25 protein-coding genes and 2 pseudogenes are annotated in these 25,062 nt (G+C 66.3%); 11 read left to right on the forward strand and 16 right to left on the reverse strand.

Annotated features, from left to right (window positions below; genetic code table 11):
• Positions 1-148 precede the first annotated feature (148 nt).
• The 3 genes from C1704_RS13695 to C1704_RS13705 all read left to right on the forward strand — a co-directional run bounded on the left by C1704_RS13695 (position 149) and on the right by C1704_RS13705 (position 2,886).
• Positions 149-1,018 (forward strand): CheR family methyltransferase, encoded by an 870-nt coding sequence (locus tag C1704_RS13695; RefSeq protein WP_104303387.1) that lies wholly within the window; start codon positions 149-151, stop codon positions 1,016-1,018.
• A gap of 126 nt (positions 1,019-1,144) precedes the next feature.
• Positions 1,145-1,780, forward strand: coding sequence for a chemoreceptor glutamine deamidase CheD (gene cheD, locus C1704_RS13700; protein WP_245876492.1), 636 nt, complete (start codon positions 1,145-1,147; stop codon positions 1,778-1,780).
• A 14-nt stretch (positions 1,781-1,794) separates the two neighbouring features.
• The gene (locus C1704_RS13705) at positions 1,795-2,886 is read left to right on the forward strand and encodes a protein-glutamate methylesterase/protein-glutamine glutaminase (protein WP_104303305.1); all 1,092 of its coding nucleotides are present in this window, start codon (positions 1,795-1,797) and stop codon (positions 2,884-2,886) included.
• On the opposite strand, the gene C1704_RS13710 is transcribed toward C1704_RS13705, so the two are convergent.
• From C1704_RS13710 to C1704_RS13735, 6 genes are all read right to left on the reverse strand, one after another.
• Positions 2,873-3,250 carry a response regulator gene (locus C1704_RS13710; protein ID WP_104303306.1) on the reverse strand — a complete coding sequence of 126 codons (378 nt, stop codon included), beginning with the start codon at positions 3,248-3,250 and terminating at the stop codon, positions 2,873-2,875. The two genes, C1704_RS13705 and C1704_RS13710, sit on opposite strands and share 14 nt — an antisense overlap.
• Before the next feature lie 61 nt (positions 3,251-3,311).
• The gene (gene hemW, locus C1704_RS13715; protein ID WP_104303307.1) at positions 3,312-4,547 is read right to left on the reverse strand and encodes a radical SAM family heme chaperone HemW; all 1,236 of its coding nucleotides are present in this window, start codon (positions 4,545-4,547) and stop codon (positions 3,312-3,314) included.
• Positions 4,540-5,169: an RdgB/HAM1 family non-canonical purine NTP pyrophosphatase gene (gene rdgB, locus C1704_RS13720; protein WP_104303308.1), complete on the reverse strand. Its 630-nt coding sequence runs from the start codon at positions 5,167-5,169 to the stop codon at positions 4,540-4,542. The genes hemW and rdgB overlap by 8 nt, the downstream gene beginning before the upstream one ends.
• A gap of 5 nt (positions 5,170-5,174) precedes the next feature.
• Positions 5,175-5,900 (reverse strand): ribonuclease PH, encoded by a 726-nt coding sequence (gene rph / locus C1704_RS13725; RefSeq protein ID WP_104303309.1) that lies wholly within the window; start codon positions 5,898-5,900, stop codon positions 5,175-5,177.
• 35 nt (positions 5,901-5,935) lie between these two features.
• Positions 5,936-6,847: a PP2C family protein-serine/threonine phosphatase gene (locus tag C1704_RS13730; RefSeq protein WP_104303310.1), complete on the reverse strand. Its 912-nt coding sequence runs from the start codon at positions 6,845-6,847 to the stop codon at positions 5,936-5,938.
• A gap of 22 nt (positions 6,848-6,869) precedes the next feature.
• Positions 6,870-7,838 carry a serine/threonine protein kinase gene (locus C1704_RS13735; protein ID WP_104303311.1) on the reverse strand — a complete coding sequence of 323 codons (969 nt, stop codon included), beginning with the start codon at positions 7,836-7,838 and terminating at the stop codon, positions 6,870-6,872.
• Between the two features lie 28 nt (positions 7,839-7,866).
• Between C1704_RS13735 and C1704_RS13740 the strand changes: the two genes are divergently transcribed.
• The 4 genes from C1704_RS13740 (at position 7,867) to C1704_RS13755 (ending at position 12,042) form a co-directional block, all read left to right on the forward strand.
• Positions 7,867-8,781 (forward strand): YicC/YloC family endoribonuclease, encoded by a 915-nt coding sequence (locus tag C1704_RS13740; protein WP_104303312.1) that lies wholly within the window; start codon positions 7,867-7,869, stop codon positions 8,779-8,781.
• A gap of 14 nt (positions 8,782-8,795) precedes the next feature.
• A complete protein-coding gene (gene gmk / locus C1704_RS13745; protein WP_104303313.1) occupies positions 8,796-9,416 on the forward strand; it encodes a guanylate kinase in 621 nt (206 codons plus the stop codon).
• Between the two features lie 34 nt (positions 9,417-9,450).
• The gene (gene rpoZ / locus C1704_RS13750; protein ID WP_104303314.1) at positions 9,451-9,654 is read left to right on the forward strand and encodes a DNA-directed RNA polymerase subunit omega; all 204 of its coding nucleotides are present in this window, start codon (positions 9,451-9,453) and stop codon (positions 9,652-9,654) included.
• A 114-nt stretch (positions 9,655-9,768) separates the two neighbouring features.
• Positions 9,769-12,042 (forward strand): RelA/SpoT family protein, encoded by a 2,274-nt coding sequence (locus C1704_RS13755; protein WP_104303315.1) that lies wholly within the window; start codon positions 9,769-9,771, stop codon positions 12,040-12,042.
• 18 nt (positions 12,043-12,060) lie between these two features.
• Here C1704_RS13755 and greB read toward each other — a convergent pair whose 3' ends face one another.
• The 4 genes and pseudogenes from greB to C1704_RS13775 form a co-directional block, all read right to left on the reverse strand.
• Positions 12,061-12,618, reverse strand: coding sequence for a transcription elongation factor GreB (greB, locus tag C1704_RS13760; protein WP_104303316.1), 558 nt, complete (start codon positions 12,616-12,618; stop codon positions 12,061-12,063).
• A gap of 27 nt (positions 12,619-12,645) precedes the next feature.
• The gene (locus C1704_RS13765) at positions 12,646-12,858 is read right to left on the reverse strand and encodes a hypothetical protein (protein WP_104303317.1); all 213 of its coding nucleotides are present in this window, start codon (positions 12,856-12,858) and stop codon (positions 12,646-12,648) included.
• Positions 12,859-13,075: 217 nt separating this feature from the next.
• Positions 13,076-14,338 (reverse strand): annotated as a pseudogene (locus tag C1704_RS13770) (3-hydroxyacyl-CoA dehydrogenase); the annotation flags it as partial.
• A gap of 170 nt (positions 14,339-14,508) precedes the next feature.
• Positions 14,509-16,173 carry a long-chain fatty acid--CoA ligase gene (locus C1704_RS13775; RefSeq protein WP_104303319.1) on the reverse strand — a complete coding sequence of 555 codons (1,665 nt, stop codon included), beginning with the start codon at positions 16,171-16,173 and terminating at the stop codon, positions 14,509-14,511.
• A gap of 265 nt (positions 16,174-16,438) precedes the next feature.
• Between C1704_RS13775 and C1704_RS13780 the strand changes: the two genes are divergently transcribed.
• A complete protein-coding gene (locus C1704_RS13780; RefSeq protein ID WP_211286944.1) occupies positions 16,439-17,332 on the forward strand; it encodes an alpha/beta fold hydrolase in 894 nt (297 codons plus the stop codon).
• A 45-nt stretch (positions 17,333-17,377) separates the two neighbouring features.
• On the opposite strand, the gene C1704_RS13785 is transcribed toward C1704_RS13780, so the two are convergent.
• Positions 17,378-18,400, reverse strand: coding sequence for an AraC family transcriptional regulator (locus C1704_RS13785; RefSeq protein ID WP_170064708.1), 1,023 nt, complete (start codon positions 18,398-18,400; stop codon positions 17,378-17,380).
• Positions 18,401-18,624: 224 nt separating this feature from the next.
• Here C1704_RS13785 and C1704_RS13790 point away from each other — a divergent pair, with 224 nt between their 5' ends.
• Positions 18,625-18,972: an HU family DNA-binding protein gene (locus C1704_RS13790; RefSeq protein WP_104303322.1), complete on the forward strand. Its 348-nt coding sequence runs from the start codon at positions 18,625-18,627 to the stop codon at positions 18,970-18,972.
• A gap of 69 nt (positions 18,973-19,041) precedes the next feature.
• Here C1704_RS13790 and C1704_RS13795 read toward each other — a convergent pair whose 3' ends face one another.
• From C1704_RS13795 to C1704_RS13815, 5 genes are all read right to left on the reverse strand, one after another.
• The gene (locus tag C1704_RS13795; RefSeq protein WP_104303323.1) at positions 19,042-19,926 is read right to left on the reverse strand and encodes a sugar phosphate isomerase/epimerase family protein; all 885 of its coding nucleotides are present in this window, start codon (positions 19,924-19,926) and stop codon (positions 19,042-19,044) included.
• An 8-nt stretch (positions 19,927-19,934) separates the two neighbouring features.
• Positions 19,935-20,825 (reverse strand): VOC family protein, encoded by an 891-nt coding sequence (locus C1704_RS13800; RefSeq protein ID WP_104303324.1) that lies wholly within the window; start codon positions 20,823-20,825, stop codon positions 19,935-19,937.
• 12 nt (positions 20,826-20,837) lie between these two features.
• The gene (locus C1704_RS13805) at positions 20,838-21,746 is read right to left on the reverse strand and encodes a shikimate dehydrogenase (protein ID WP_245876498.1); all 909 of its coding nucleotides are present in this window, start codon (positions 21,744-21,746) and stop codon (positions 20,838-20,840) included.
• A gap of 165 nt (positions 21,747-21,911) precedes the next feature.
• Complete coding sequence (locus C1704_RS13810; protein WP_419186806.1) at positions 21,912-22,595, reverse strand: TetR/AcrR family transcriptional regulator; 684 nt, start codon at positions 22,593-22,595, stop codon at positions 21,912-21,914.
• 84 nt (positions 22,596-22,679) lie between these two features.
• Positions 22,680-23,471 (reverse strand): IclR family transcriptional regulator, encoded by a 792-nt coding sequence (locus C1704_RS13815; RefSeq protein WP_104303327.1) that lies wholly within the window; start codon positions 23,469-23,471, stop codon positions 22,680-22,682.
• Between the two features lie 131 nt (positions 23,472-23,602).
• Between C1704_RS13815 and C1704_RS13820 the strand changes: the two genes are divergently transcribed.
• On the forward strand, positions 23,603-24,067 hold the full coding sequence (locus tag C1704_RS13820; RefSeq protein WP_104303328.1) for a type II 3-dehydroquinate dehydratase: 465 nt from the start codon (positions 23,603-23,605) through the stop codon (positions 24,065-24,067).
• A gap of 182 nt (positions 24,068-24,249) precedes the next feature.
• A pseudogene (dctP, locus tag C1704_RS13825) lies at positions 24,250-25,061 on the forward strand (TRAP transporter substrate-binding protein DctP).
• Position 25,062 lies beyond the last annotated feature (1 nt).

Below are 25,062 nucleotides of genomic sequence, written 5' to 3' on the forward strand. Positions count from 1 at the left end.
GTCGAGGAGTCGGCCGCCGCCGCCGAGTCCCTGCGTGAGCAGGCTCAGCGCCTGGCCAGTGTGGTGGGGACGTTCAAGCTCCACAGTCACAGCGCAGCCGCGTGAGCGGCACCACTGCTCACCCTGAGCCGAGACTCACATGAGCAACATGCAGCTCCCGCCCGGCGCCGTGGCCGAACTGGCTCCACCGGTGGCCGACATTCACCGCGAGTTCAGTTTCGACAAGACCGATTTCGAGCGCGTCCGTCAGCTGATCTACCAACGCGCAGGCATCAGCCTGCATGCCGGCAAGCAGGCAATGGTGTACAGCCGGCTGTCCCGCCGGCTGCGCGAAACCGGTCATCGTTCGTTCGCGGCTTATCTGCAGTGGCTGGAGCAGGCCCAGGGCCCACTGGCCGATGCAGAGTGGCAGGAGTTCGTGAACTGCCTCACGACCAACCTCACGGCCTTTTTCCGCGAGGAGCATCACTTCAGCCTGCTGGCCGACCTGCTGCGCCGGCGTGACGCCTCCAAGCCTTTGCGCATCTGGTGCAACGCTGCCTCCACGGGAGAGGAGCCCTACTCCATCGCCATGGTCCTGGCCGAAGTGCTCGGGACACAAGCCCCCGCCCGCATCATCGCCAGCGACATCGACACCAAGGTGCTCGCCACCGCCAGCCGAGGGGTCTATGCCCACGATGCGCGCGGCCTGTCGCCCGAGCGGCTCAAACGCCACTTCCTGCGCGGCACCGGACCCAATACCGGCTTCATCCGCGTCAAGCCGGAACTGGCTCGCTTCATCGAGTTCCGCACCTTCAACCTGATGTCGCCGCACTGGTCGCTGGGTGATCCCTTCGACATCGTGTTCTGCCGCAACGTGATGATCTATTTCGACTGGCCGACCCAGCGCAAGGTGCTCGAGCGCATGCATGCGGTGATGCGCCCACAAGCCACGCTCTTCGTCGGCCACTCGGAAAACTTCACCGATTCGCGCGATCTCTTCCAGCTTCAGGGCAAGACGGTCTATCGCCGTCTGTGACACCGGGTGTTACCGCTTGGCGTTCAAGCCACCGCCGCAGCCGCCGATAAGACCATCATGCTTGCCCGCAGCTCATACCACAGTGCCGAAGCGCCGCCGCCTCGCCTGAGCAGCACCATGAGCGGCATGGCTGGAGCCCCTGAGCGCACCCGCCTTGCCGCCCTGAAGGCCGCTCCGCGCAAACCAGGCGAAGCCTCCTTTTTCTTCTACGACGCCCACTTCAAGAACGACGCCGTCAAGGTGCTGCCGGGTGAGTACTTCGTCCACGACGAGGACCTGCTGATCATGACCACCCTGGGATCGTGCATCGCCGCCTGCCTGTGGGACCGCAACGCACGCGTCGGCGGCATGAACCACTTCATGCTCCCCGAGGGTGGTGGTGCCCAGGACAGTGGCCGCTACGGTTCGTTCGCCATGGAACTGCTGATCAACGAACTGCTCAAGCGCGGAGCGACCCGCAGCACCCTGGAGGCCAAGGTGTTCGGCGGCGGCCAGGTCATCAGCGGCATGAACACGCTCAACGTCGGTCAGCGCAACACCGATTTCGTGCTCGACTACCTGAAGACCGAACGGATTCCCGTGGTGTCCAAGGACGTGCTCGACGTCTATCCTCGCAAGGTGTGTTTCCTGCCCGCCAGCGGCAAGGCCATGGTGAAGCGACTGGCACCGAGCAACCCCGAGGCCATCATCGCGCAGGATCGCGCCGCCAGCCAGCGCGTGGTGCCGCCCGCCAGTGGCGCCGGATCCATCGACCTCTTCTGAGAAAGACCCACCCCATGACCAAGATCCGAGCCGTGGTGGTCGACGATTCGGCCCTGGTGCGCAGCCTGCTCACCGAGATCATCAACCGCCAGCCCGACATGCAGTGCGTGGGCGCTGCCGCCGACCCCTACGCGGCCCGCGAGATGATCCGCAACCTGAACCCCGACGTCATCACGCTGGACGTCGAGATGCCGCGCATGGACGGCATTGACTTCCTGTCCAAGCTCATGCGCCTGCGCCCCATGCCCGTGGTGATGGTATCCACCCTGACCGAGCGGGGCGCCGACGTGACCTTGCGCGCGCTGGAACTCGGCGCCATCGACTTCGTGGCCAAACCCAAGATCGGCATCGCTGACGGCCTGCAGCAACTCGCCCAGGAGATCACCGAGAAGATCCGCGTCGCCGCCAAGGCCCAGGTCCGCAAGCTCCAGGTTCCTGCGCCCGCCCCCACAACGCCTGCCGCCGCCGACAGCCGGCCCGTCCCGCTGCAGGGCCTGGGGCGCCTGTCCACCGAGAAGATCATCTTCATCGGCGCCTCCACCGGCGGCACCGAAGCCACCCGGGAGCTGATCACCGCCTTGCCGGCCGACGCGCCTGCCGTGGTCATCACCCAGCACATGCCGGCAGGGTTCACCAAGAGCTACGCCGCAAGGCTGAACGGACTGTGCCGCATTGCTGTCAAGGAGGCGCAGGACGGCGAACGTGTGCTGCCCGGCCATGCCTACATCGCCCCGGGGGGGCATCACCTCAGCGTCGAGCGCTCGGGCGCCAACTACATCGCCCGCGTGCAGGTGGGCGAACCGGTCAATCGGCACATGCCTTCGGTCGAGGTGTTGTTCAAGTCGGCCGCCCGCGTGGTGGGGCCCAACGCGATCGGCGTCATGCTCACCGGCATGGGCGCCGACGGGGCCAAGGCCATGCGCGAGATGCGCGATGCCGGCGCCTACTGCGTGGCCCAGGACGAAGCCTCGTGCGTGGTGTTCGGCATGCCGCGCGAAGCCATCGCCGCCGGCGCGGTCCATGAGGTGCTTCCCCTCAGCCAGATCGCACCGCACCTGATCGAGCGCCTGCGCGCCACGGCCGGCATGAGTCTCAACCGCGTCTGAGCAGCTGGGCCACGGATTCCGACGACAGCGGCTTTTCCAGCAAAGCCTCCATCCCGGCCTCCAGGGCCTTGGCGCGGTCGTCCACATCGGCACTCATGCCCACCACCCGGACGGCGGCACCGTCTGGCAGCGCACGAAGCGCTCTCACGAAGGCATAGCCATCCATGCGCGGCATGCGACAGTCGGTCACGACCAGCCCGTGCCGGTGTTCCGCCCAGAGGGCCAAGCCTTCTTCGCCGTCCTCGGCGATGTCCACCACGCAGCCCAGGCGTTCCAGATGCGTCGAGACCAGCAGTTGCTGGACACGGTCATCCTCGACCAGCAGAACCCGCTGGCCGCCGGGAAGATCAGAAGGAGAAGTCATCGGGATCTGCAGGGCCGATCGGTGGAGTCAATGAGACATCCTGCCACGGCACACGCAGAGGTCAAGCGGTTTCGTTCAGGAACAGCGCCTGCAGATCGCTCAGGAAATCGAAGCCCTTCTCCGTGGGCCAGGCCCGCTGCCAGTCGCGCGCCAGCAATCCCCGTCGCTCGGCCTCGTCCAGGGCCGCTGCAATCGATGACAGCGGCAGGCCCGTGCGCTCGGTGAACTGATTCAGCTCGAACCCCTCCTTCAGCCGCAAGGCATTGAGCATGTATTCGAAGGGCAGATCGCGACGGGCCACTTCCTGGTCCTGCGCCACCGCCTGGCCCGCCATCGCCGACGCCATGTAGCGTGCCGGCTCCCGGTACCGGATCTGTCGTACCACGCGATGCGGAAAGCTCAGCTTGCTGTGGGCTCCGGCCCCGATGCCCAGGTAGTCGCCGAAGCTCCAGTAGTTCAGGTTGTGCTCGCAGCGATGGCCGGGCCGGGCGTAGGCAGACACCTCGTATCGTGCGAGCCCCGCAGCAGCGGTGCGCTCGGTGATGCGGTCCAGCATCTCGAAGGCCAGATCATCATCGGGCACCGCGGGCGGAAACTTGGCGAAGTAGGTATTGGGCTCGATGGTGAGGTGGTAGACCGACAGGTGCGGCGGCTGGAAGGCCAGCGCCTGGCTCAGATCGGCATCGAGCTCCTCGAGCGTCTGCCCCGGCAGGGCATACATCAGGTCGAGGTTGAAGGTATCGAAGCAGGCGCGCGCCTCTTCCAGCGCCGCCCTGGCCTGGTCCGCATCATGGACCCGGCCCAGGCGCTTGAGCTTCTCATCGTCAAAGCTCTGCACACCCACCGACAGGCGCGTCACACCGGCCTGACGGTAGCCACGAAAGCGGTCGCGCTCGAAGGTCCCGGGATTGGCCTCCAGCGTGATCTCGCAGGCCGCCTCCAGCGGCAGCCGGGCGCGCACGTCGCCCAGGAGTCGATCGATGGCTTCGGGCGAGAACAGGCTGGGGGTGCCTCCGCCGATGAAGACGCTGTGCACCTTGCGCCCCCACACCAGCGGCAGGGCGGCCTCCAGGTCGGCCCGCAGCGCGTCCAGGTAAGCCGCCTCCGGCAGCCCCGGAGCGCTGTCGCCCTGCTGTGCGGCCCACTCATGGGAATTGAAGTCGCAGTATGGGCACTTGCGCAGGCACCAGGGCAGGTGCACGTACAAGGACAGCGGTGGCAGCGACGCCAGACGCAGCGTGCCCTGGCGCAGATAGCGCTGAGCCGCATCGGCCGGTGAGGCGGGTGCTTCAGCCAAGGCCCCACACCTCGGTCAGCAGGCCACGCAAGCGCTGGGCGGCTTGGGCGCGGTGGCTGAGCGCATTCTTCGTCGCTGCGTCGAGCTCGGCCACGCTCGCCCCCAGCGCAGGGATGTACATCAGCGGATCGTAGCCAAACCCGCCCTGCCCGCGCGGTGCGTCAAGGATCTGCCCTTCCCAGCGCCCCATGGCCACCAGCGGCTCGGGATCCTGCGCGTGGCGCACAGCCACCAGCACACTCACAAAGCGCGCACGGCGGTCGGTCACGCCCTGCAGGTGCTGAAGCAGGCGCTCGTTGTTGGCGCGGTCCTGCGCCGCGCGCCGGGTCTCGCGATCGCCGTCCACCGCGGGGGCCGGGGCAAACACCGCCGAGTGCACACCGGGCGCGCCGCCCAGTGCGGGGACACACAGGCCCGAATCGTCGGCCAGCGCCGCCCCGCCGGCGGCCAAAGCGGCGTGCCGGGCTTTCGCCAGCGCGTTTTCGATGAAGCTCTCGTGCGGCTCCTCCGCCTCCGGGATGTCCAGAGCCCCTTGCGGTACCAGCGTCAATCCCAGACCGCCCAGCAAAGCGTCCAGTTCGCGCAGCTTCTTGGCGTTGTTCGAGGCCAGAACGAGGCGCATCGCGATCACAGGCCCAGCGCCGCCCGCTGGGCCGCCAGCAGCTCACGGATGCCCTTGTCGGCCAGGGCCAGCAAGGCATCCATCTCGGCTCGCGTGAACGCGGCCCCTTCGGCCGTGCCCTGCACCTCGACGAAGCCTCCACGGCCCGTCATGACCACATTCATGTCGGTATCACAGGCCGAGTCCTCGACATACTCCAGATCCAGCAGCGGCGTGCCCTCCACAATGCCCACCGAGACCGCGGCCACGGCGTCCTTGAGCGGGGAGGTCGTGATGCGACCCTGCTCCAGCAGCCATGTCACCGCATCGCAGGCGGCCACGTAGGCGCCGGTGATGGCGGCCGTGCGCGTGCCGCCGTCGGCCTGCAGCACATCACAATCGAGCTGGATCGTGCGCTCCCCGAGCGCACTGAGGTCAAAGACCGTGCGCATCGAGCGGCCGATCAGCCGCTGGATCTCCTGGGTGCGGCCGCTTTGCTTGCCGCGCGCAGCTTCACGGTCGCTGCGCGTGTGCGTCGAGCGCGGCAACATGCCGTACTCGGCCGTGACCCAACCTTCACCTGACCCCTTCTTGTGCGGCGGCACCCGTTCCTCGACCGAGGCTGTACAAAGCACCTTGGTGTCGCCGAACTCGACCAGCACCGAACCCTCGGCGTGGCGGGTGTAGTGACGAGTCAGGCGCACGGGGCGCAAAGCATCGGCGGCACGGCCGCCAGCACGTTGATAACTCATATCCTGATGCGAAATGGAAAAGGAAGTCGCCGGACTCAGGGCTTCTTCTGAGACGAGCGCTTGATGGCTTCGTTGATCTCGCGGATGGAGCGCTCGATCTCGGCCTCGTCGAGCTCGTCGGGCTCCTGTCCCATCACGCTGGCCTGGATCGTGGAGGCAAAGACCTCTTCCCCCAGGCTCTGCGTCGAGATACCCCGGGTGGAATCGTAGTCCTCGGAGGACTCCCATTCCACAGCCAGCACGGTCACGTTGTCGCTCTTGGCCCCAGCCTTGCGCAGCGCCATCTCCACCAATTCGGGCACGGCATCGGCGATGGGGCGGGTCGCCATCTGATCGGTGATGACCTGGTCGGAGAGCGTGCCCCACAGCCCGTCGGAGCACAGCAGCACACGATCGCCCTGGTGCAGCAGCAGCGGTCCCACGGTGTCGACCACGGGCTTGCCCGGGCTGCCCAGGCAGGTGAAGAGCACGTTGCGGTTGAAGCGCTCTCCCATGGCCACCACGCCGTTGAGCGTTTCCTGCAGTTCGGAATAAGAGTGATCGCGTGTGCGGGCGATGAGCTTGTCGCCACGGATCAGGTAGAGGCGGGAATCGCCGCAATGCGCCCAGTAGGCCGCGCCGTTCTGCATCACGCAGGCCACCACCGTCGTGCGCGGCGTGTCCACCAGCGCCCGCTCGGTGGCATAGCGCAGAAGCTGATGATGCCCGGCGATCACCGCATCGTGCAGGAAGCGGATCGGATCCTTCAGCATGGGCTTGGCATCCCGCTGGAACAGGGCCGCCATGGTCTGCAGGGCGATCTGAGAGGCCATCTCGCCCTCGGGGTGCCCCCCCATGCCGTCGGCCAGCGCGAAGAGCCCCGAATCACGCGTGTAGCAGTAGCCCATGCGGTCTTCGTTCTTCTCCCGACCGCCCTTGCGGCTGACTTGATAGACCGAAAACCTCATCGATTGATCTCCTGCAAGGCTTTCAGGCCTGCTTGCCGCCCTTGAGGTTCTCGAGCTGCAGCTTCAGGCGTTCGCTGAAGCTGAGCTTGGTGTAGCGGCGCTCGGTCTCGCGCGCCAGTTCCTTTTGCAGGGCAAAAACGCTCTGCGGCCGCGACAGCGGGTCGAGCGCCATGCACCACTCGGTCACCTCGATGAGGTTGTCGGAATAGACATTGCGCAGGCGCGACAGCGACAGGGCCAGACGGTCCTTCTCCAGGCGCTGCGGTGCGTCGTTGGGCGGATAGCCCTGCATGCACGCATAGATGCACGCGCCGATCGCGTAGATGTCGGTCCAGGGGCCCAGGGTGCCATCGCGGCGATACATCTCGGGCGCGGCAAAACCCGGCGTGTACATCGGCCGGATGAAATTGCCTTCCTTGCTCAGCACCTCGCGGGCGGCACCGAAATCGAGCAGCACCGCCTTGTTGTCGTTGGTGATGAAGATGTTGGCCGGCTTGATGTCCAGGTGGAGCATCTTGTGCTGATGCACGATGCGCAGGCCGCGCAGGATCTCATCGAACAGCGAGCGGATGGTGGATTCGCGGAAGACCTTGTCGCGCTTGAGCTCGCGGGCCGTGACGATGAAGTCCTGCAGGGTGTCGCCCTGCAGGTAGTTCATCACCATGTAGACGGTTTCGTTCTCGCGGAAGAAGTTGAGCACTGACACCACGCTGGGATGCGAGATCTGCGCCAGCGATCGGCCTTCTTCGAAGAAGCTCTTCAGGCCCAGGCGGTACAGCGGCTGCTTCTCGGGCTTGACCCGCGGCGCCAGCTCACCGGGCGCACGCTCGGCCAGCGAGGACGGCAGGTATTCCTTCAGGGCCACCAGGCGCTTGTCCTGGTCTTCGCATAGATAGACGACGCCAAAGCCCCCGGCCGCCAGCTTCTTGATGACCTGATAACCACCGACCACGGTGCCCGGCGGCAACGGGGAAGGTTTGGGCTTTGACATAATCGGATTTTGCAATGCGATAGGTGTCATGGCAGTTTACAGCATGACCGGGTATGCGAGCGCTTCCTCGCAGGCCCAGGTTTCCCCGGGCGACGAGGCCCCCGCGCGCGGCGCCGGTGTCACGGTCGAGCTGCGCTCGGTCAACAGCCGTTTCCTGGACCTCGCGTTTCGCATGCCCGACGAACTGCGCGCCCTGGAGCCGTCCCTGCGGGAGCTGCTCACGGCACGCCTGCGACGCGGCAAGATCGAACTGCGTCTGAACACCCAGCGCGACGCCGACGCCGCCTGGCCTCAGCCTCAGCCGGACCAGCTCAACCGCCTGGCAAGGCTGGAATCGACCGTGCAGGGCTGGCTGCCCAAGGCGCAGCCGCTGTCCGTGCATGAGGCCCTGCAGTGGTGCAAGGGCAACGCTGCGGCCGAGCGCCTGGACGAGGCCGCCCTGGCGGCTGCCCGCACCTGCGTCGAAGGACTGATCGAAGCCCGGGCGCGCGAAGGGGAACGGCTGGTGGCCATCCTGATGGAACGCATCGTCAAGCTGCGCGAACTCGCCGCCCAGGCCGCGCCCCTGGTGCCCCAGGTGGTGCAGCGCCAGCAGGAACGCTTCCTGGAGCGCTGGCAGCAGGCTCTGGAGGCAGCCGGTGCCGCCCAGAGCATGAGCGCCGACGCCCTGCGCGAGCGCGCCCTGAGCGAGGCCGCCGCCTATGCCTTGCGCATCGACGTGGCCGAGGAACTCTCGCGCCTGTCAGCCCATCTGGACGAGATCGAGCGATTGCTGCGCGCCGGCGGCGAGATCGGCAAGCGCCTCGACTTCCTCATCCAGGAACTGCACCGCGAGGCCAACACCCTGGGATCCAAGGCCTCGGCCCTGGAACTCACCCAGATCTCGGTGGAGATGAAGGTGCTCGTCGAGCAGATGCGCGAGCAGGTGCAGAACATCGAATAGCCCGAGGACTCGCGATGGACTACCCCGGCAATCTCTTCGTCGTCGCCGCCCCCAGTGGGGCTGGCAAGTCCAGCCTGGTCAAGGCCTTGCTGGAGCTCGATTCCCATCTCAACGTTTCGATTTCGCACACCACCCGCGCCCCACGGGGCCAGGAAGTGGATGGGCGCGAATACCACTTCATCACCGAGCCCGAGTTCCGCGCCATGATCGACCACGGCGACTTCTTCGAATGGGCTGAAGTGCACGGGAATCTCTACGGCACCTCGCGGGCCGGCATCGAAGCCCGCATGGCAGCCGGCGAGGACGTGATCCTGGAGATCGACTGGCAAGGTGCGCTGCAGATCAAGAAGCTCTTTCCGAACGCGGTGCTGATCTTCATCCTGCCGCCCAGCTTCGAGGAATTGCTGCAGCGGCTGCGCCGGCGTGGCGAAGACGGTGCTGAGGTGATCGCCAGGCGCATGGAAAATGCCCGCACCGAGGTGGCCCAGGCCCGACACTTCGACTTCGTTATAATTAACGCATTATTCGAGACGGCGCTTTTCGACCTGAAAGCCATCGTGCATGCGCAGCGTTTGAAGTACGCCGCGCAGGCACGCAGCAAGCGCGCTGTCTTCGAAGCCCTCAATCTGAACTGACACGCAGCGCCTTTCCTGCCTGCCCGGAGTCCCCATGGCCCGCATCACCGTCGAAGACTGCCTGCAGAAGATTCCCAATCGCTTCCAGCTGGTGCTGGCTGCGACCTACCGGGCCCGCATGCTCAGCCAGGGCCATGCGCCCAAGATCGAGTCCAAGAACAAGCCTGGCGTGACGGCTCTGCGCGAGATCGCCGCTGGCGAGGTGGGCTTGGAGATGCTGCGCAAGGTTCCGACCTGACCGCCGCCGGTCGCGCCGGCCACCCCCTTCCTCCACTGCGCCCGAACCCGTTTCGGGCGCAGCTGTTTCCGGCCGGTCGCGGCGAAGCTGGCGAATCCGCGCTAAATTCGCGTCATGTCCGCCCGAACTGCGACCGCCACCGCCGGCAAACGCCCCGCCCCGCCCGATACCGTCGGGCAAGGGGCGCACGTGGACGCGGCCGCGGCCTCCTTCGCGGCCCTCACCCACAAGCTCGACTACCTCGACGAGTCCGAGATCAAGCGCATCCGCGAGGCGTACAAGTACGCCGACGCGGCCCACCTGGGCCAGTTCCGCGCCAGCGGAGAGCCCTACATCACCCACCCCATTGCGGTGGCCGGCCTGTGCAGCGAGTGGAAACTCGATGCGCAGGCCATCATGGCGGCGCTGATGCACGACGTGATGGAGGACAGCGGCGCCACGAAGCTCGATCTGGCCGAGCGTTTCGGGGCTGCCACGGCCGAGCTGGTGGACGGCCTCACCAAGCTGGACAAGCTGCAGTTTTCCACGCGGGAGGAATCCCAGGCCGAGTCCTTCCGCAAGATGCTGCTGGCCATGGCACGCGACGTGCGTGTGGTGCTGATCAAGCTGGCCGACCGGCTGCACAACATGCGCACGATGGGCGCCATGCCTTCGTCCAAGCGGGGACGCATCGCCCGCGAGACGCTGGACATCTACGCGCCCATCGCCCACCGCCTGGGCCTGAACCAGGTCTATCGCGAACTGCAGGAGCTTTCCTTCGAGTACCTGCTGCCCTGGCGACACGCAGCGCTGAACAAGGCGGTGCAGCGGGCACGCGGCTACCGGCGCGACCTGGTCAACCGCATTCAGACTGATGTGGAGAAGGCCTTCGCCGAGTCGTCCCTGAAGATCCAGATCTACGGTCGCGAGAAGACGCTCTTTTCCATCTACACCAAGATGCGCGAGAAACACCTGAGCTTCGCCCAGGTGAACGACATCTTTGGCTTTCGCATCGTGGTCAACACCCTGCCGGAGTGCTATCTGGCCCTGGGTGTGCTGCACCAGCTCTACAAGCCCATGCCGGGGCGTTTCAAGGACTACATCGCCATCCCCAAGGCCAACGGCTACCAATCGCTGCACACCACGCTGGTGAGCCCCCTGGGCACGGCGGTGGAATTCCAGATCCGCACGGAGGCGATGCACATGGTGGCGGAAAAAGGCATCGCGGCGCACTGGCTCTACAAGTCGAGCGAGCTGGCAGGGGCCCACGAGGCCCAGCGCGCCGGGACGGTGTCGCTTCAGTCGCTGCTGGACATCCAGGACGAAACCCGCGATGCGGCGGAGTTCCTGGAACACGTGAAGGTCGATCTCTTCCCCGACGCGGTATACGTCTTCACGCCCAAGTCCAAGATCCTGGCCCTGCCGCGCGGGGCCACGCCGGTGGACTTCGCCTACGCCATTCACTCCGACATCGGCGACCATATCGTGGCGGCCAAGGTCAACGGCGAGCAGGTGGCGCTTCGCACCGAGCTGCGCAGCGGCGACGTGGTGGAGGTCATCACTGCGCCGGTCTCTCGCCCCAACCCCGCCTGGTTGAGCTTCGTGCGCACGGGCCGGGCCCGCTCGAAGATCCGGCACTACCTGAAGAACATGAAGCAGGACGAGTCGCTGGAGCTGGGTGAGAAGTTGCTCGCCCAGGCCATGCGCGGTGAAGGCCTGCAGATGCCTGCCGGCGACGAGACCCACGGGCCCGCCACGGCGCTGTGGCAGGCGCTGATCCGTTGGAGCGGCAATCGCAACAAGCGCGAGTTGCTGGTGGACATCGGCCTGGGCAAGAAGATCGCCACCATCGTCGCCAAGCGCCTGGCCAAGCTGCTGGCCGAATCAGGCACGAAGCCCGATGCCCTCACGCTGTCGATGAGCCGGTATCTCACCGACGACAGTACACCCTCGCAGGCCATGATCACGCTGGATGGCAGCGAAGGCGGCACGGTGCAGATGGCGCCCTGCTGTCGCCCCATTCCGGGCGATGCCATCGTCGGCTACCTGGGCCGCGGCGAGGGGCTGGTGGTGCACACCGGCGAGTGCCAGGTGGGCAAGCGCCTGTATCAGCGCGACAGCGAGCGCTGGATCGCGGTGGAATGGGCCGACGAGCTTTCGCGCATGTTCGATACGGCCGTCACCGTCCTGGTGCTCAACCAGAAGGGGGTGCTGGCCAAGGTGGCGCAGGCTGTGAGCGAGGCCGAGGCGGATATCACGCACATCGACATGGGCCACGACCCGGGCCAGTCGACCACCGAGCTGAAGCTGCTGCTGGCCGTGCGCGATCGCGTCCACCTGGCCCAGGTGCTGCGCACGCTCAAGCGATCGCCTCTCGTGCTGCGTGTATCCCGCGTGAAACCGCAGTGACACAGGCCCCCTGGCCGTTCATTCGGGCGCGGGGTAGCGCACGTCGAGGATCTCGATTGTCTCCACGCCGCCAGGCGTGACGAGCGATACTTCGTCGCCCTCGCGCGCGCGCAGCAGCGCCCGCGCAATCGGTGAGATCCAGCTCACCTCACCCTGCAGGGGCTCCACTTCGTCGATGCCCTTGATGGTGATGGTGCGTTCCTCCCCCTGGGCATTGGCGTAGGTGACGGTGGCACCGAAGAAGACCTGGTCCTTGCCGTGATGGGCCGACGGGTCGGCCACCTCGGCAATCTCGAGCCGCTTGGTGAGGTAGCGGATGCGCCGATCGATCTCGCGCAGGCGCTTCTTGCCGTAGAGATAGTCGCCGTTTTCCGAGCGGTCGCCGTTGGACGCAGCCCACGACACCACCTCGACGACTTTCGGACGCTCGTCGTTGACCAGCGAAACCAGCTCGGCGCGCAGCCGGGCGTAGCCTTGAGGGGTGATGTAGTTGCGCGCGCCCTGAGGCAGGGCCGGCAGGGCGAGATCGTCGTCCTCGTCCGACGCGTCGGCTTCTTTGGTGAAGGCCTTGCTCATGCGAGAGAACCTCCCGCGAACAATGCGTCAGGACTGCTCAAGGTCCTTGCAGGAGGGCTTGCACACCATCTCGGTGCGGCCCAGCACGCGCTTGGGCTGGAGTTGGTCAGGCGTGCGGTGCTTGCCGCACTTGAAGCACGAACGGGTGTTGCCGTTGCCCACGAAGGGCGAGCCGCCCACCTTGGAACGGTAGCGCAGCCCATCTTCCTTGATCTTGGTGGTGACCGGTTTGCTGCTCATGACTGGAAGCCTTTGGGATTCAGACCGACCCGGACGATGCAAGCCCCGGGCCGGAGCAGACCGCGTACCGCAGCGGCCCGCAGCGCTGGGGTGCCAGATCCGCCAGGCGGTGCCGGCACGCCCTCTCGACACTCGCGGGGCTCCGGCAGGGTGGCCGGGCTCGTCCATCAAGGGCGATGACGGTGTAGGCCGTCCGCGAGCGACCGAATATTGTACCTCAGTTGAAGGTTTTCCCCTCGGCGGCCAGACGCCTGAGCAAGGGCGCCGGCTGCCAGGACGGGTCGGCTCCTTCCTCGCTCGCAAAACGCTCCAGGCAACGCACCACTTCGGCCAGCCCCACCGTTTCGGCGTGGAGCATGGGGCCGCCACGGTGTTTCGGGAAACCATAGCCATTGAGGTAGACGAGGTCGATGTCCGACGCGCGAGCGGCGATACCCTCCTCCAGGATGCGCGCGCCCTCGTTCACCAGGGCATAGATGCAGCGTTGCACGATCTCTTCATCGCTGATCGGTCGCGGCGTGATGCCACGGGCCGCACGGTAGTCCGTGATGAGCTGTTCGGTCACCGGGTCGGGCAGCGGTTCGCGGCTGCCGGCTTCGTAGCGGTACCAGCCGGCACCGGTTTTCTGGCCGAAGCGACCAGCTTCGCACAACTTGTCAGCCACGATCGGCTGCATGGGCACGCCCGCCTCGGCGGCGCGACGCTTGCGCGTGGCCCAGCCAATGTCCAGGCCGGCCAGGTCTCCCATACGGAAAGGGCCCATGGCCATGCCGAAGGCCTGCAGGGCGCCGTCCACCTGCTGCGGCAACGCACCGGCGTGGATCAGGCCCTGGGCGGCTGCGCCGTAACGCGCCAGCATGCGGTTGCCGATGAAGCCGTCGCACACACCCGACACCACGGCCACCTTGCCGATGCGCCTGGCCAGCGCCATGCTCGTGGCCAGCACATCGGGCGCCGTCTTCGCCCCACGCACCACCTCCAGCAGGCGCATCACGTTGGCCGGGCTGAAGAAGTGCAGGCCCAGTACGTCCTGCGGGCGTTTCGTGAAGGCGGCGATGCGGTCGATGTTGAGATAGGAGGTGTTCGACGCCAGGATGGCTCCGGACGGCACCACCTCATCGAGCGTCTTGAACACCGTTTCCTTGACGCCCATGTCCTCAAACACCGCCTCGATCACGAGGTCGACATCGCGCAGTCCATCGTACGCCAGCGTGGGCGTGATCAGGGCCATGCGCGCCTCGACCTGTTCGGCCGTGAGCTTGCCCTTCTTCATCGAATTCTCGTAGTTGCGGCGGATGGTGGCCAGGCCGCGGTCCAGCGCTTCCTGCTTCATCTCCAGCAGCACCACGGGCAGGCCGGCATTGAGGAAGTTCATCGTGATGCCGCCTCCCATGGTGCCTGCGCCGATCACGCCCACCTTGTGGATGGGACGCAGCGGTGTATCGACAGGAACGTCAGGGATCTGGGCGGCCACGCGCTCCGCACGCTCGATCGCGGCCGCCACCTCCGGCGGCACGTCGGCTCGAACTGGACTGGGAGAAGGCGTTGCGCTGCTCATGGAAGCTCCGGGAGGATTATTGTTCTGCTATGCAGAACATGATTCTGAAAAATATTCATCGTAGCCGGCCCCTCGCAGGCTGTAAACCGGCCTCACGTGGCCTTGAGACGCTCGCGCTCCTGCAGTTCGCGCCACATCACCTTGCCGGTGCCCGACTTGGGCAGGCTGTCCACGAATTCCACGATGCGCGGCACCTTGTAGGCCGCCATGTGCTCGTGCGACCAGTCGATGATCTGCTGCTCGCTCACCTCGCCCGCCGCTCCGGGCTTGCGCACGATGACAGCCTTGACTGTCTCGCCGCGGCGCGGGTCCATGGCGGCGATGATGCAGGCCTCCTGCACGGCCGGGTGCTGGTAGAGCAGCGCCTCCACCTCCGCCGGCCAGACCTTGAAGCCGGCTGCGTTGATCATGCGCTTGAGGCGGTCGACGAAGAAGAAATAGCCATCCGCATCGGTGGTGCCCAGGTCGCCGGTGCGCAGGAAGCGCTTGCCGTCGATCTCCACGAAAGCCTGGGCGCTGGCCTCGGGCTGGTTCCAGTAGCCCAGCATCACCTGCGGGCCGTGCACCACGATTTCGCCCACCTCACCCGGGGGCAGTTCCTGAAAGGTCGCCGGGTCCACCACGCGGGCGTCCACATCGAACAGCGGCACGCCCAGGCACTGGGCCTTGGGCGCATCGGGCGGGTTGCTGTGCGTGGCAGCCATGGTCTCGGTCATGCCATAGCCCTCACCGTAGCGCAGGCCCAGCTTGTGCTCGAGCGCATGGGCCACGGCCTTGGGCATGGCGGCGCCGCCGCCGGCGATGCGGCGCAGGCTGCTCAGGTCGTACTCGGGCAGGCGCGGGTTGGAGACGAAGTCGATCACCATGGCCGTGATGAGGGCCAGGCCATACACGCCGTGCTTCTGCACGCACAGCGCGCAGGCGTCGCGGTCCCAGCGGGGCAGGACCACGATGGTGCTGCCGGTGTAGAGCGGCCCATTCATGCCGGCCTGCATGCCGGTGACGTGGAAGAGCGGCAGGATGGCCATGCCCACCTGGCCAGCGTTGGCTTTCCACCAGACGCTGCCGGCTGCAACGTTGTACATGGTGGTGCGATGCGTGTGCATGCAGCCCTTGGGCAGGCCGGTGGTACCCGAGGTGTAGGGCATCACAGCCAGATCGTCGGGGCCGGCCTCGATGGGGCCGGGGCGCAAGTTCGCCGCCAGCATGTCGGCCCAGGCCACGGCGCCGCGCTGCGCAAGCGCCACCCGGGGCGCGGACACGAAATCGGGCACCGGCAGGTCGGTGGGGGCGGTGGCGTAGTCGCTGTAGGTCGCGACGATGAGGTGGTCCAGCGCCTGGCCCAGCAGTGGGCCCATGCGAGGCAGCAGTTCCTGCGCCACGAAGGCCACGCGCGCACCGCTGTCGCTGGCGTAATGCTCCAGCTCCTTCGCCAGGTTCATCGGGTTGAGCGGGACCACCACCGCGTCGGCCCGCAGGATACCGTAGTAGGCCAGCATGAACTGCGGGCTGTTCTGCATGTCCAGCAGCACCCGGTCACCCTTCTTGACCCCACAGGCGCGCTGCAGGTAGCCGGCAATGCGTTCCGTCTCATCGTGGAACTGGGCGAAGCTCAGCGGCGTGTCGTAGAAGATCAGGAAGGGCTTGTCCGGGAAACGCATCGCCGAGACCTCGACGTTGCGATAGAGGTGCGTCTGCGGCACAGGCAGGTGCCGCGTGGCGTGCTCCGGCCAGAAGGCGAAGTGCCGGTCGGACATGGCGGTCTCCTCGAAGGTCTTGTGCCTTCGAGTATCCGGCAGGCCGGCGCCCCTTCACTGTCACCTAGGCGAATCGGGTTCTCCCTGAGTGTGAAGACAACCACCGGAGGCCCGACTCATCGTGTCCCGGATGATGAACCACGAGTACTGCAGGCGGGTGGTGGGTGTGGAGTCGCCTGCGGTCAACACTTAGGCGCCCAAAGTCATGTTCATGACCCACGAGGTGCGTGACATTCGATGGTCGACTGACCTGAGGAACATACCGATGAAGACAACTTCCAAGCCCATGATGGCCATGGCCGGCAGTCCTGACTCCTCCGTCCATGCCGCTATGACGGGCCCGCCCGATGCAAGCCCCCGATTTCTGTCCATCGATGAGGGACAGATTGCCTACGATGACACTGGCGGCGACGGGCCCTTGGTGCTGGCCATTCCAGGGATGGGCGATCTGCGCTCGGAGTATCGGGCTCTGCGACCACTGCTTCGGCAGGCTGGATACCGCGTCGTCACGATGGACATTCGTGGTCACGGTGATACGACCGCACGGTGGAACGACTATTCGGCACATGCCGTGGGTCGTGATGCCCTGGCACTGATGGACCACTTGAACGCAGGGCCTGCGGTGATCCTGGGCAATTCATTTGCCGCGGGATCTGCACTGTGGGCTGCGCACGATGCGCCAGCACAGGTGCGTGCAGTCGTTCTACTGGGGCCCGTTGTGCGTGACGGAAGGCCTTCATGGTTCGCCAAGGCAGCCGTTGCCATCGGCTTCGCAGGCCCGTGGCGGGTGCCCTTCTGGCTGGCGTTCTGGAACAGCCTCTTCCCTTCTCGGAAACCCGCGGATCATGCCAACGCAAAAGCCGCTCTCGCCTTGAATCTCAGAGAACCTGGTCGCATGGAAGCACTTCGCACGATGATCGGTCTGTCCAAGGCCGATACCACCGCCATCCTGGCGCGCAACCACGTGCCCGCCTTGGTGGTGATGGGCACGCGGGATCCCGACTTTCCTGATCCCGTTGCCGAGGCCCGCTGGCTGGCGGACACACTGGGCGCCGAGTCCCTGTTGGTCGAGGGAGCCGGGCACTATCCGCACCTGGAGATGCCCGAACGCGTGGCGCCCCAGCTGCTGGACTTTCTTGCACGCGTCTGTGCACCGTGAAACGCACGTGTGCTGCCCCCCATCGCCCATGACAATAAAGGGGGGTCAGAACCGAGCACGCCGAGCTGCCGCTGGCGTGATGCCCTTCCAGCGTTTGAATGCGCGGTGGAAAGAGCTCGTGTCGGCAAAGCCCAACAGGTAGGCCACCTCGCCGATAGCGAGGCGCTCATCGGCAATGTAGCACGTGGCCAACTCGCTTCGTACTTCGTCTATCAAGTCGGCGAAGCATGTGCCTTGGTCACGGAGCCGACGCTGCAGGCTTCGCTCGCTCAGATTGAGCCGCCGAGCCACCGCCTGCAGAGATGTCGGCCCGTGGGCCATGCCTTCGGCCAAGTGCCGTCGCACCTGCATGGCGATGTTCTCCGGTTGCCGCGGCTTGGCCAGGAGCAGCTGCTCGGCATGAGCGGTGACGATACGCGACAGCACAGGATCGGCGGCAGGCACCCGGCGGTCCAGCAGCTCACTGGACAGCACCATGCAAGCGACAGCACACTCGAAACGAGGCACGACACCAAAGACGGATCGGTACGCATCGAGCGTATCCAGTGCCGCATGTGTAAAGTCAACGTTCAGTGCACGCACGGGTTCACCGCAGAGCTGGGACGCCACCACCACCAACGAGGCCAAGGTGAACTCTGCGGCTTGCGGACATGGCCGGGCACCCACGATGTCGAAGCGATGGGTGATCCGTGTGGTCTCACCCATGGGAGTGATCTCGAAAACCGCAAGATCGTGCAACAGCCGGTTGTAGCGCGCCAGGCGCTGCAATGCCGTACGCAGATCGGGTGCAGTGCGCACGGCGTAATCCAGCACATCGAACTCACCGGGGCGAATCTGGCTGGCGGCATACAGACCAAACGATGGCCTGCGGGTCAATTCCGCCGCGCGTGTCCACAAGAGCTCCTCGATGACAAGCGGCATGCGGGCCTCGACATCGTTCAACCATGCCTCTTCGAAGCCCGTGCCGGAGGTCAGTTGCAATGGTTCCACACCCAGGGCGCGTGCGCGCTGAACGATCAGCGCACCCATGCGGGCTGAAACCATCGGCGTCGAGGTGCGAACGGACATCGGGGTATCGCCACCATCGTGGCATGAAACGCGAGGGCAGATTCTCACTCGCCTTGCCAGCCCCTGTTCCGTTCGGAGACCGTTCTTGGGCCAAGTTGACGCGAATTCATTGCGTGCGCCGCGCATCGATCCGCGAGGCCCACACGGATTTCGGTCCAGATGTACGGCACAATCGGCCCGCCCGTAATGGTCGGGCGTCCTTTTTGAACTCTGACATCCAACGCATGAACAAGACCGAACTGGTTGAACACCTGGCTTCCAAGCACGATCTGTCTAAGGCCGAAGCCGGCCGCATCCTGGAGACCCTGCTCGACGCGATCGTCACGACCGTCAAGAAGGGTGGCGCCGTGACCCTGCCGGGCTTCGGCTCCTTCAAGCAACACGCCCGTGCCGCCCGCAACGGCGTGAACCCCAGCACCGGCGCCAAGATCAAGATCGCCGCTGCCAAGCTGCCCAAGTTCGCTCCGGGTGCCGGCTTCAAGGCCGCCGTCGACCCCAAGGCCGCAGCCCGCAAGGCCGCCAAGGCCCCGGCTCCGAAGGCTGCGTCCAAGAAGGCCGCCAAGAAGAAGTAAGCCTTCCCGGCCCAACGCTTCGACCCCGCCGTGTGCAAACACCGGCGGGGTTTCTTTTTCTCTGATCGATCAGGACGTGCCGCGCAGGCGCATCCGGTTGGGCAGCGGCGTGGAGCGTCGCAGGATGCCCTCGGCCAGCCACACGGCCGAGCGCCTCGCGCGCTGCGCCACGGTGGGCAGGGGCAAGCCCTGGTAGTCATCGTTGAACACCTCGAAGCTGTAGTCGCCCCGGTAGCCCATCCGGTCCAGTCGCATCACGATCTCGGCCACCCCGTCGGTGTGCACGCCTTCGCCGGGGAAGACGCGGAAGTGCCGTGCCGTGTTCATGCGCTCCTCGAAGCTCGGAACCTCGTTCCACAGGAAGTCGGAGAGCTGCACGAGAAAGATCTTCTGCGGATCGATCGTGTCGATGACATCAAGCGGCGTCTTCGCCGCCAGCACGTGATAGGAGTCGATGCACAGGCCCAGGTTGGCCCGGTCAGCGCGGCACACCACGTCCCAGGCGGTCGTGACTTCGTTGATGTGGCGCCCCCAGGACAAGCCCTCGTAGGCCACCCGGATGCCCAGCGGCACGGCCAGGGTGGCGAGCTTGCGCAGGTCGCGCGCCAGGTCGTCAGGATCGCTGCCGGCGTGCTGAGACGTGGACGAGCAGGCCAGCAGCACCGTCGATCCCAGGGCGTGACACATTTCGAGCATGCCCTTGGCGATGTCGACCTTGTACTCGTGCAGATGGCCCGACAGCCCCTCGAAGTCGCGCAGCACCTGGAAGCCGGTGACGCGCAGGCCGCTGGCCTTCACCTCGCTCACCGCGGCGCGCCAGCCATCGGGATGCCCCACCAGGTCGCGCGCCGACAGCATGATCTGCCCGAAGCCGGCCTCGCGCACGGCGCGCAGCTTGGCGCGCAGGTCGCCGGCCAGGGTGATGGTGTCCATGCCGAAGTCGTCGATGTGCATGGCGGGCCTCACGCTGCGGGCGACGGGTGGACCACCAGTTCGAAGGCGACGCCGCCCAGGCTGGTCTGGGTGAGCGCGCCGCGGTCTTCCGTGTGCACGCCGCTGGATTCGACAAAGGCCACGCCCCGGCGGGTGAGTTCACGCACGGCCGCACGCACGTCGGGCGTGCCGAACGCGATGCGATGCAGGGTTTCGTCAGGGTCGGCGTCCACGGCATCGAGTTCGGGCTCGATGAGCTGGAGGTAGAACTGCCCGCAGGGGCTGGCCAGCACGCGCCCGCGTGGCAGGATGCCGAAGCGGGTGTCTTCGGGCAGGGCGGCAAAGCCGAAGAGCTCAGCGTAGAACTCGGTCCAGTCGTCCAGCCGGCCCAGGCCCACGTACTGCACCACACCGAACCAGTGCAGTCCGGCCACCGCCGGCGGGTGAGGATCGACGGTAGGGATGGGCACGAAGTCGACGTCGTAGATCGAGAACTCGCGGTAGCGGTCGACGAGGTAGAGGCGGCTGTGGCCCACGCCATGCAGGGCGGGGATATGCAGCTCCATGGGCTCGGGCTGGGCCGGCACGGCCCAGCCGCCGAGTGCGATGGCGCGACGCCAGGCAGCACCCGCATCCCGCACGCGCAGGGCGATGGCGGCGATCTCGGGGGCCTCACTGGGCTGCGCGGCTTCCGGCAGGCCTTCGGCGTGGGCGTTGATGACGATGTTCATGCTGCCCTGGCGGTACAGCAGCACCTCGCGCGAGCGGTGGCGCGCGATGGGCCGGAAACCCATCGCCTCCAGCACCTGCCCCAACGCCTGTGGGCGGCGCGTGCTGAATTCGATGAACTCGATCCCGTCCAGCCCCAGCGGGTTGGGCGGGTCGTCGATGGCTTCGCGGTTGGACGGCTGTTGGCTCATCAGGCACTCCTTTCAGGCATCGGTGCGAGCGGCCACCAGGCGGCGGAAGTGCGCCTCCATCCGGGTCGCATCGGGCGTGAAGCCGGTGAACAGTTCGAAGGCGCCCACGGCCTGGCCCACCGCCATGCCGCCGCCATCGACGGTGGCGCAACCCCGCAGGCGTGCGGTCTTCAGCAGCTCGGTGTCGAGGGGGAAGTACACGACCTCGGCGACCCACAGCGACGGCCGCAGCAGCTCGGCCGCCACAGGCAGACCCGGCAGCTTGTCCATCCCGGTGGGGGTTGCATGCACCAGGCCGGTGGCCTCACGCAAGGCCACCGCGATGTCCGCCTCGACCCGGGCGCGGCCGGCGCCATGGAGCAGATTGAGCGACGCGGCCAGCACCTCGGACCGTGCCGGCTCGCGGTCCACCAGCACCAGGTGGGCAGCACCCAGGCGCAGCACGGCATGCGCAATGGCGGCGCCCGCGCCTCCAGCGCCCAGGAGCACCACCTCGCGCAGATCGGCCTGCGGCAGTGCACGCCGGAAGCCCCAGGTCCAGCCGGAGCCGTCGGTGTTGTGGCCGATGAGCCGCCCGTCGCGGAACACGACGGTGTTCACCGCTCCCATCGATCGCGCCTCGTCGGAAAGTTCGTCGAGCAGCGGGATCACCGCCTGCTTGCAGGGGTAGGTGATGTTCAGGCCCGCAAAGCCCATCGTGCGGGCCGCCTGGATAAGCCCCGGCAAGGCCTCGACGCCCGAGCCGGTGCGCTCCAAGTCGATAAGCTGGTAGTGCAGGCGCAGGCCGTGGTGGCGCGCCTCTTCCTCGTGCAGGGTCGGCGACAGCGAGCGCTGGATGCCGGCCCCGATGAGGCCGACCAGCAGCTGGGTGTCTCGGGGCAGGCGATGGGCCGACGGTTCGCCGGGTTCAGGTTGGGGTATCACGGTGAACAGGTTTTTATCGGGTGACTCGGGTTTTCCTCCATGCCCAAGCCTTGATGGCAGGAGGCTTCCCGCCAATAATGGATCAACAATGTACGAACTGGTTAGTAATTTTCTAGGCGTTTTCCCGCACCCGCTGCAAGGCCGCACAGAATGAGCCCTCGCCTACTTTCTGACGTAGCGCACGATCAGGTCGACGATGCTCGCGCGCCGGGCCGCCAGGGCCTGGGGCGAGTCCATGTCGCGCTTGAAGATCAGCGAGAAGGTGTGCCGGTTCGACACGTTGAAGAAGCACAGCGCGCTGATGGACAGGTGCAGGTCCACCGGGTCGAGGTCGGCACGGAACACGCCCGCCTTGCGCCCGCGCTCGTAGACGGCGCGCACGGCATCGATGGCCGGCACATTGAGCTGCTGGATGGTCTCGGAGCGTGCCAGGAATTCCCCGCGGTGGATGTTCTCGTTCATCACCAGGCGGATGAAGTCGGGGTTGGCGTTCTGGTAATCGAAGGTGAAGCCCACCAGCGTGCGCAGAGCCTCCTCGGGCGGCAGGTCTTCCAGGTGCAGTTCGTTCTCGATGCTGCGGATGCGGCGGTAGGCCTCTTCCAGCACCGCGATGTACAGCCCTTCCTTGCTACCGAAGTAGTAGTAGATCATGCGCTTGCTGGTGCGCGTGAGCTCGGCGATCTCGTCAATGCGCGCGCCGGTCAGGCCCTTGGCGGCGAACTCCTGGGTGGCCACCTCCAGGATGTTCTGCATGGTGGCTTCAGGGTCGTTCGTCCGGGCGGGCGACGCCGACATGCGCGCCGCACGCGTCGAGGCACGAGGGGCTGGACGGACAGGTTCGTTCAAGGGAGCGCGCTTGGGCATCGGGCACAGGGGCTGGGTGGGGTTCGGCGGATTATCCCTGGGCAGACGCCGCCGGCTGCAGCGTGTTCAGCCCTTGCCCAGGGGTGGCCGGCCGAAGAGGCTGGACGTGCTGCTGATAGGCCCCAGCTCCGCCGCGGCGGCCAGCAGGTCCGGGGCCAACGCATGCATGCGCTCGGGTGTGAGGCGGATACGCGGCCCCGCAATGCTGATGACGCCCACGGCTTCCTTGCGGCGCAGCACCGGCGCGGCCATCGCGCTCATGCCCGGGGCGAACACCTCGTCGATCATCGCGTAACCGCGCACTCGCGCGGCGTGCAGGTGGCCCAGCAAGGCCTTCACCGTGGTGGGCGCCCTGGGGCCGTAGTCGGCCGGTGCGCCGAAGCCTTGTTGCGTGACCAGCGCCAGCGCGCGCTCGTCGCTCAGCGTGAGCAACCAGGCATGACCCGAGGCCGTGCACGACAGACGGGCGTCCATGCCCATGTCGGGGTCGTAGCGCAGGCCCTGGCGCATGCCCTGGGCCTTGGCGATCCAAGTGAGGCGGTCGCCATCGACGATGGACAGGCGCACCAGTTCGCCCGACTTCTGCGCCAGCCGCTCCAGCAGCGGCTCGGCGATGTCGACGATGCCGGCGTTGCTGAGATAGCCCAGGCCCAGCGACACCACCTTGGTGGTGAGCACGTAGTCGCCCTGCTTGCGGGCCTGGCGCACGTAGCCGCGACGCTGCAGCTCGGCCAGCAGCCGGTGGCAGGCGCTCAGCGGGATGTCGAGTTCGGCCGCCATCGACGCCAGCGGCAGGCCGCCGGGGTGGGCGGCCAGGTGTTCGAGCAGCGCCAGGCCGCGATCCAGGGCAAGGGTCATGGGCAAGGATTATTCCGCATGACAAAACAATTTTCCAAACAGGAAAGACTTTCCTGGCAGGGGCGAAAAATCGGGGTCATTCCAGGCCCGCGGGTGGACAGCCTCCCCCGACCATTGCACGCCACCCCGACATGAACGACACCGTCTACGTCCTCAACGGACCCAACCTCAACTTGCTGGGCGTGCGCGAGCCGCATCTGTACGGCCACACCACCCTGCCGCAGGTGCAGGCCCTGTGCCAACGCGTGGCCACCGAACTGGGCTGGGCCTGCGAGTTCCGCCAGTCCAACCACGAGGGCGTGCTGGTGGACTGGGTGCATGAGGCGCGCGAGAAGGCAGCCGCCATCGTCATCAATCCGGCCGGGCTGTCCTTCCGCTCCATCCCCCTGCTCGATGCGCTGAAGACCTTCGACGGCCCCATCGCCGAGGTGCACATCACCAACATCCACCGGCGCGACCCGATCTACCAGCATTCGCTCATTTCACTCGCCGCCACCGGTGTGATCTGCGGCTTCGGCCCGCAAGGCTACGAGATGGCGATCCGTGCCGTGGCCCGGCAGGCCGCCGAGGCTGGCTCCCCTGCCCAGGCTTCCTAGACTTTCACCCGCCCACCAAGGAGACAAGCACCATGAAACACCCCTTCAATCGCCGTACCGTGCTGCGCGCCGGCGCCTCGATCGCCGCAGCCGCGATGGTGCCCGCCTGGGCCCAGGCCCAGCCCACGCTGCGCTTCGCTGCGGTGTTCTCGGACAAGGACATCCGCGCCGACATGATGCGCATGTTCGCCAAGGACATCGAAGCCGATTTCAAGGTGGAGATGCACCTCAACTCCACGCTCTTTCGCCAGGGCACCGAGCTGGTGGCGCTGCAGCGCGACAACCTCGAAATGGGCAACATCTCGCCGCAAGACATCTCCCGCCAGGTGCCGGCCTGGTCGCTGCTGACCTCGGCCTATCTCTTCCGCGATGCCAACCATCTCAACGCCTTCTTCGCCAGCGACCTGGGCGCCCAGATGAAGAAGATGGTGGAAGACCAGCTCAAGGTGAAGATCCTGGGGCCCACCTTTTTCGGCACCCGTCATGTGGGCCTCAAGCCGAAGAAGCGCATCAACACACCCGCCGACATGGCCGGCATCAAGCTGCGCATGCCGCCGGGCGACACCTGGCAATTGCTGGGCCGCTCGCTGGGCGCCACTACACCGGCCTGCAGACTGGGGCCGTCGACGGCCAGGACAACCCGTTGCCCAACGTCGAGAACATGAAGTTCTACGAGGTCATGTCACAGATCGTGCTCACCTCCCACCTCGTGGCCTTCGACCTGCTGACGGTGAACATGAAGACCTGGCAGAGCATGAGCCCGGCCAAGCAGCAGGCCTTCCAGGCCGCCGCTGACAAGGCCATCGCGTGGAGCACTGCCGAGCATGTCAAGCGCGAAGCCGCACTGGCCGAGAACTTCCGGCGTCAAGGGCTGGAGGTGTACGTGCCCAACATCGACGCCTTCCGCACCCACGCGCAGAAGATCTACCTGGCCTCCGACGACGCGAAGAACTGGCCGGCCGGTATGCTCGACAAGATCAACGCGATGAAGTGAC

This window comes from Caldimonas caldifontis (assembly GCF_002930615.1).
Classification (GTDB): domain Bacteria; phylum Pseudomonadota; class Gammaproteobacteria; order Burkholderiales; family Burkholderiaceae_C; genus Caldimonas; species Caldimonas caldifontis.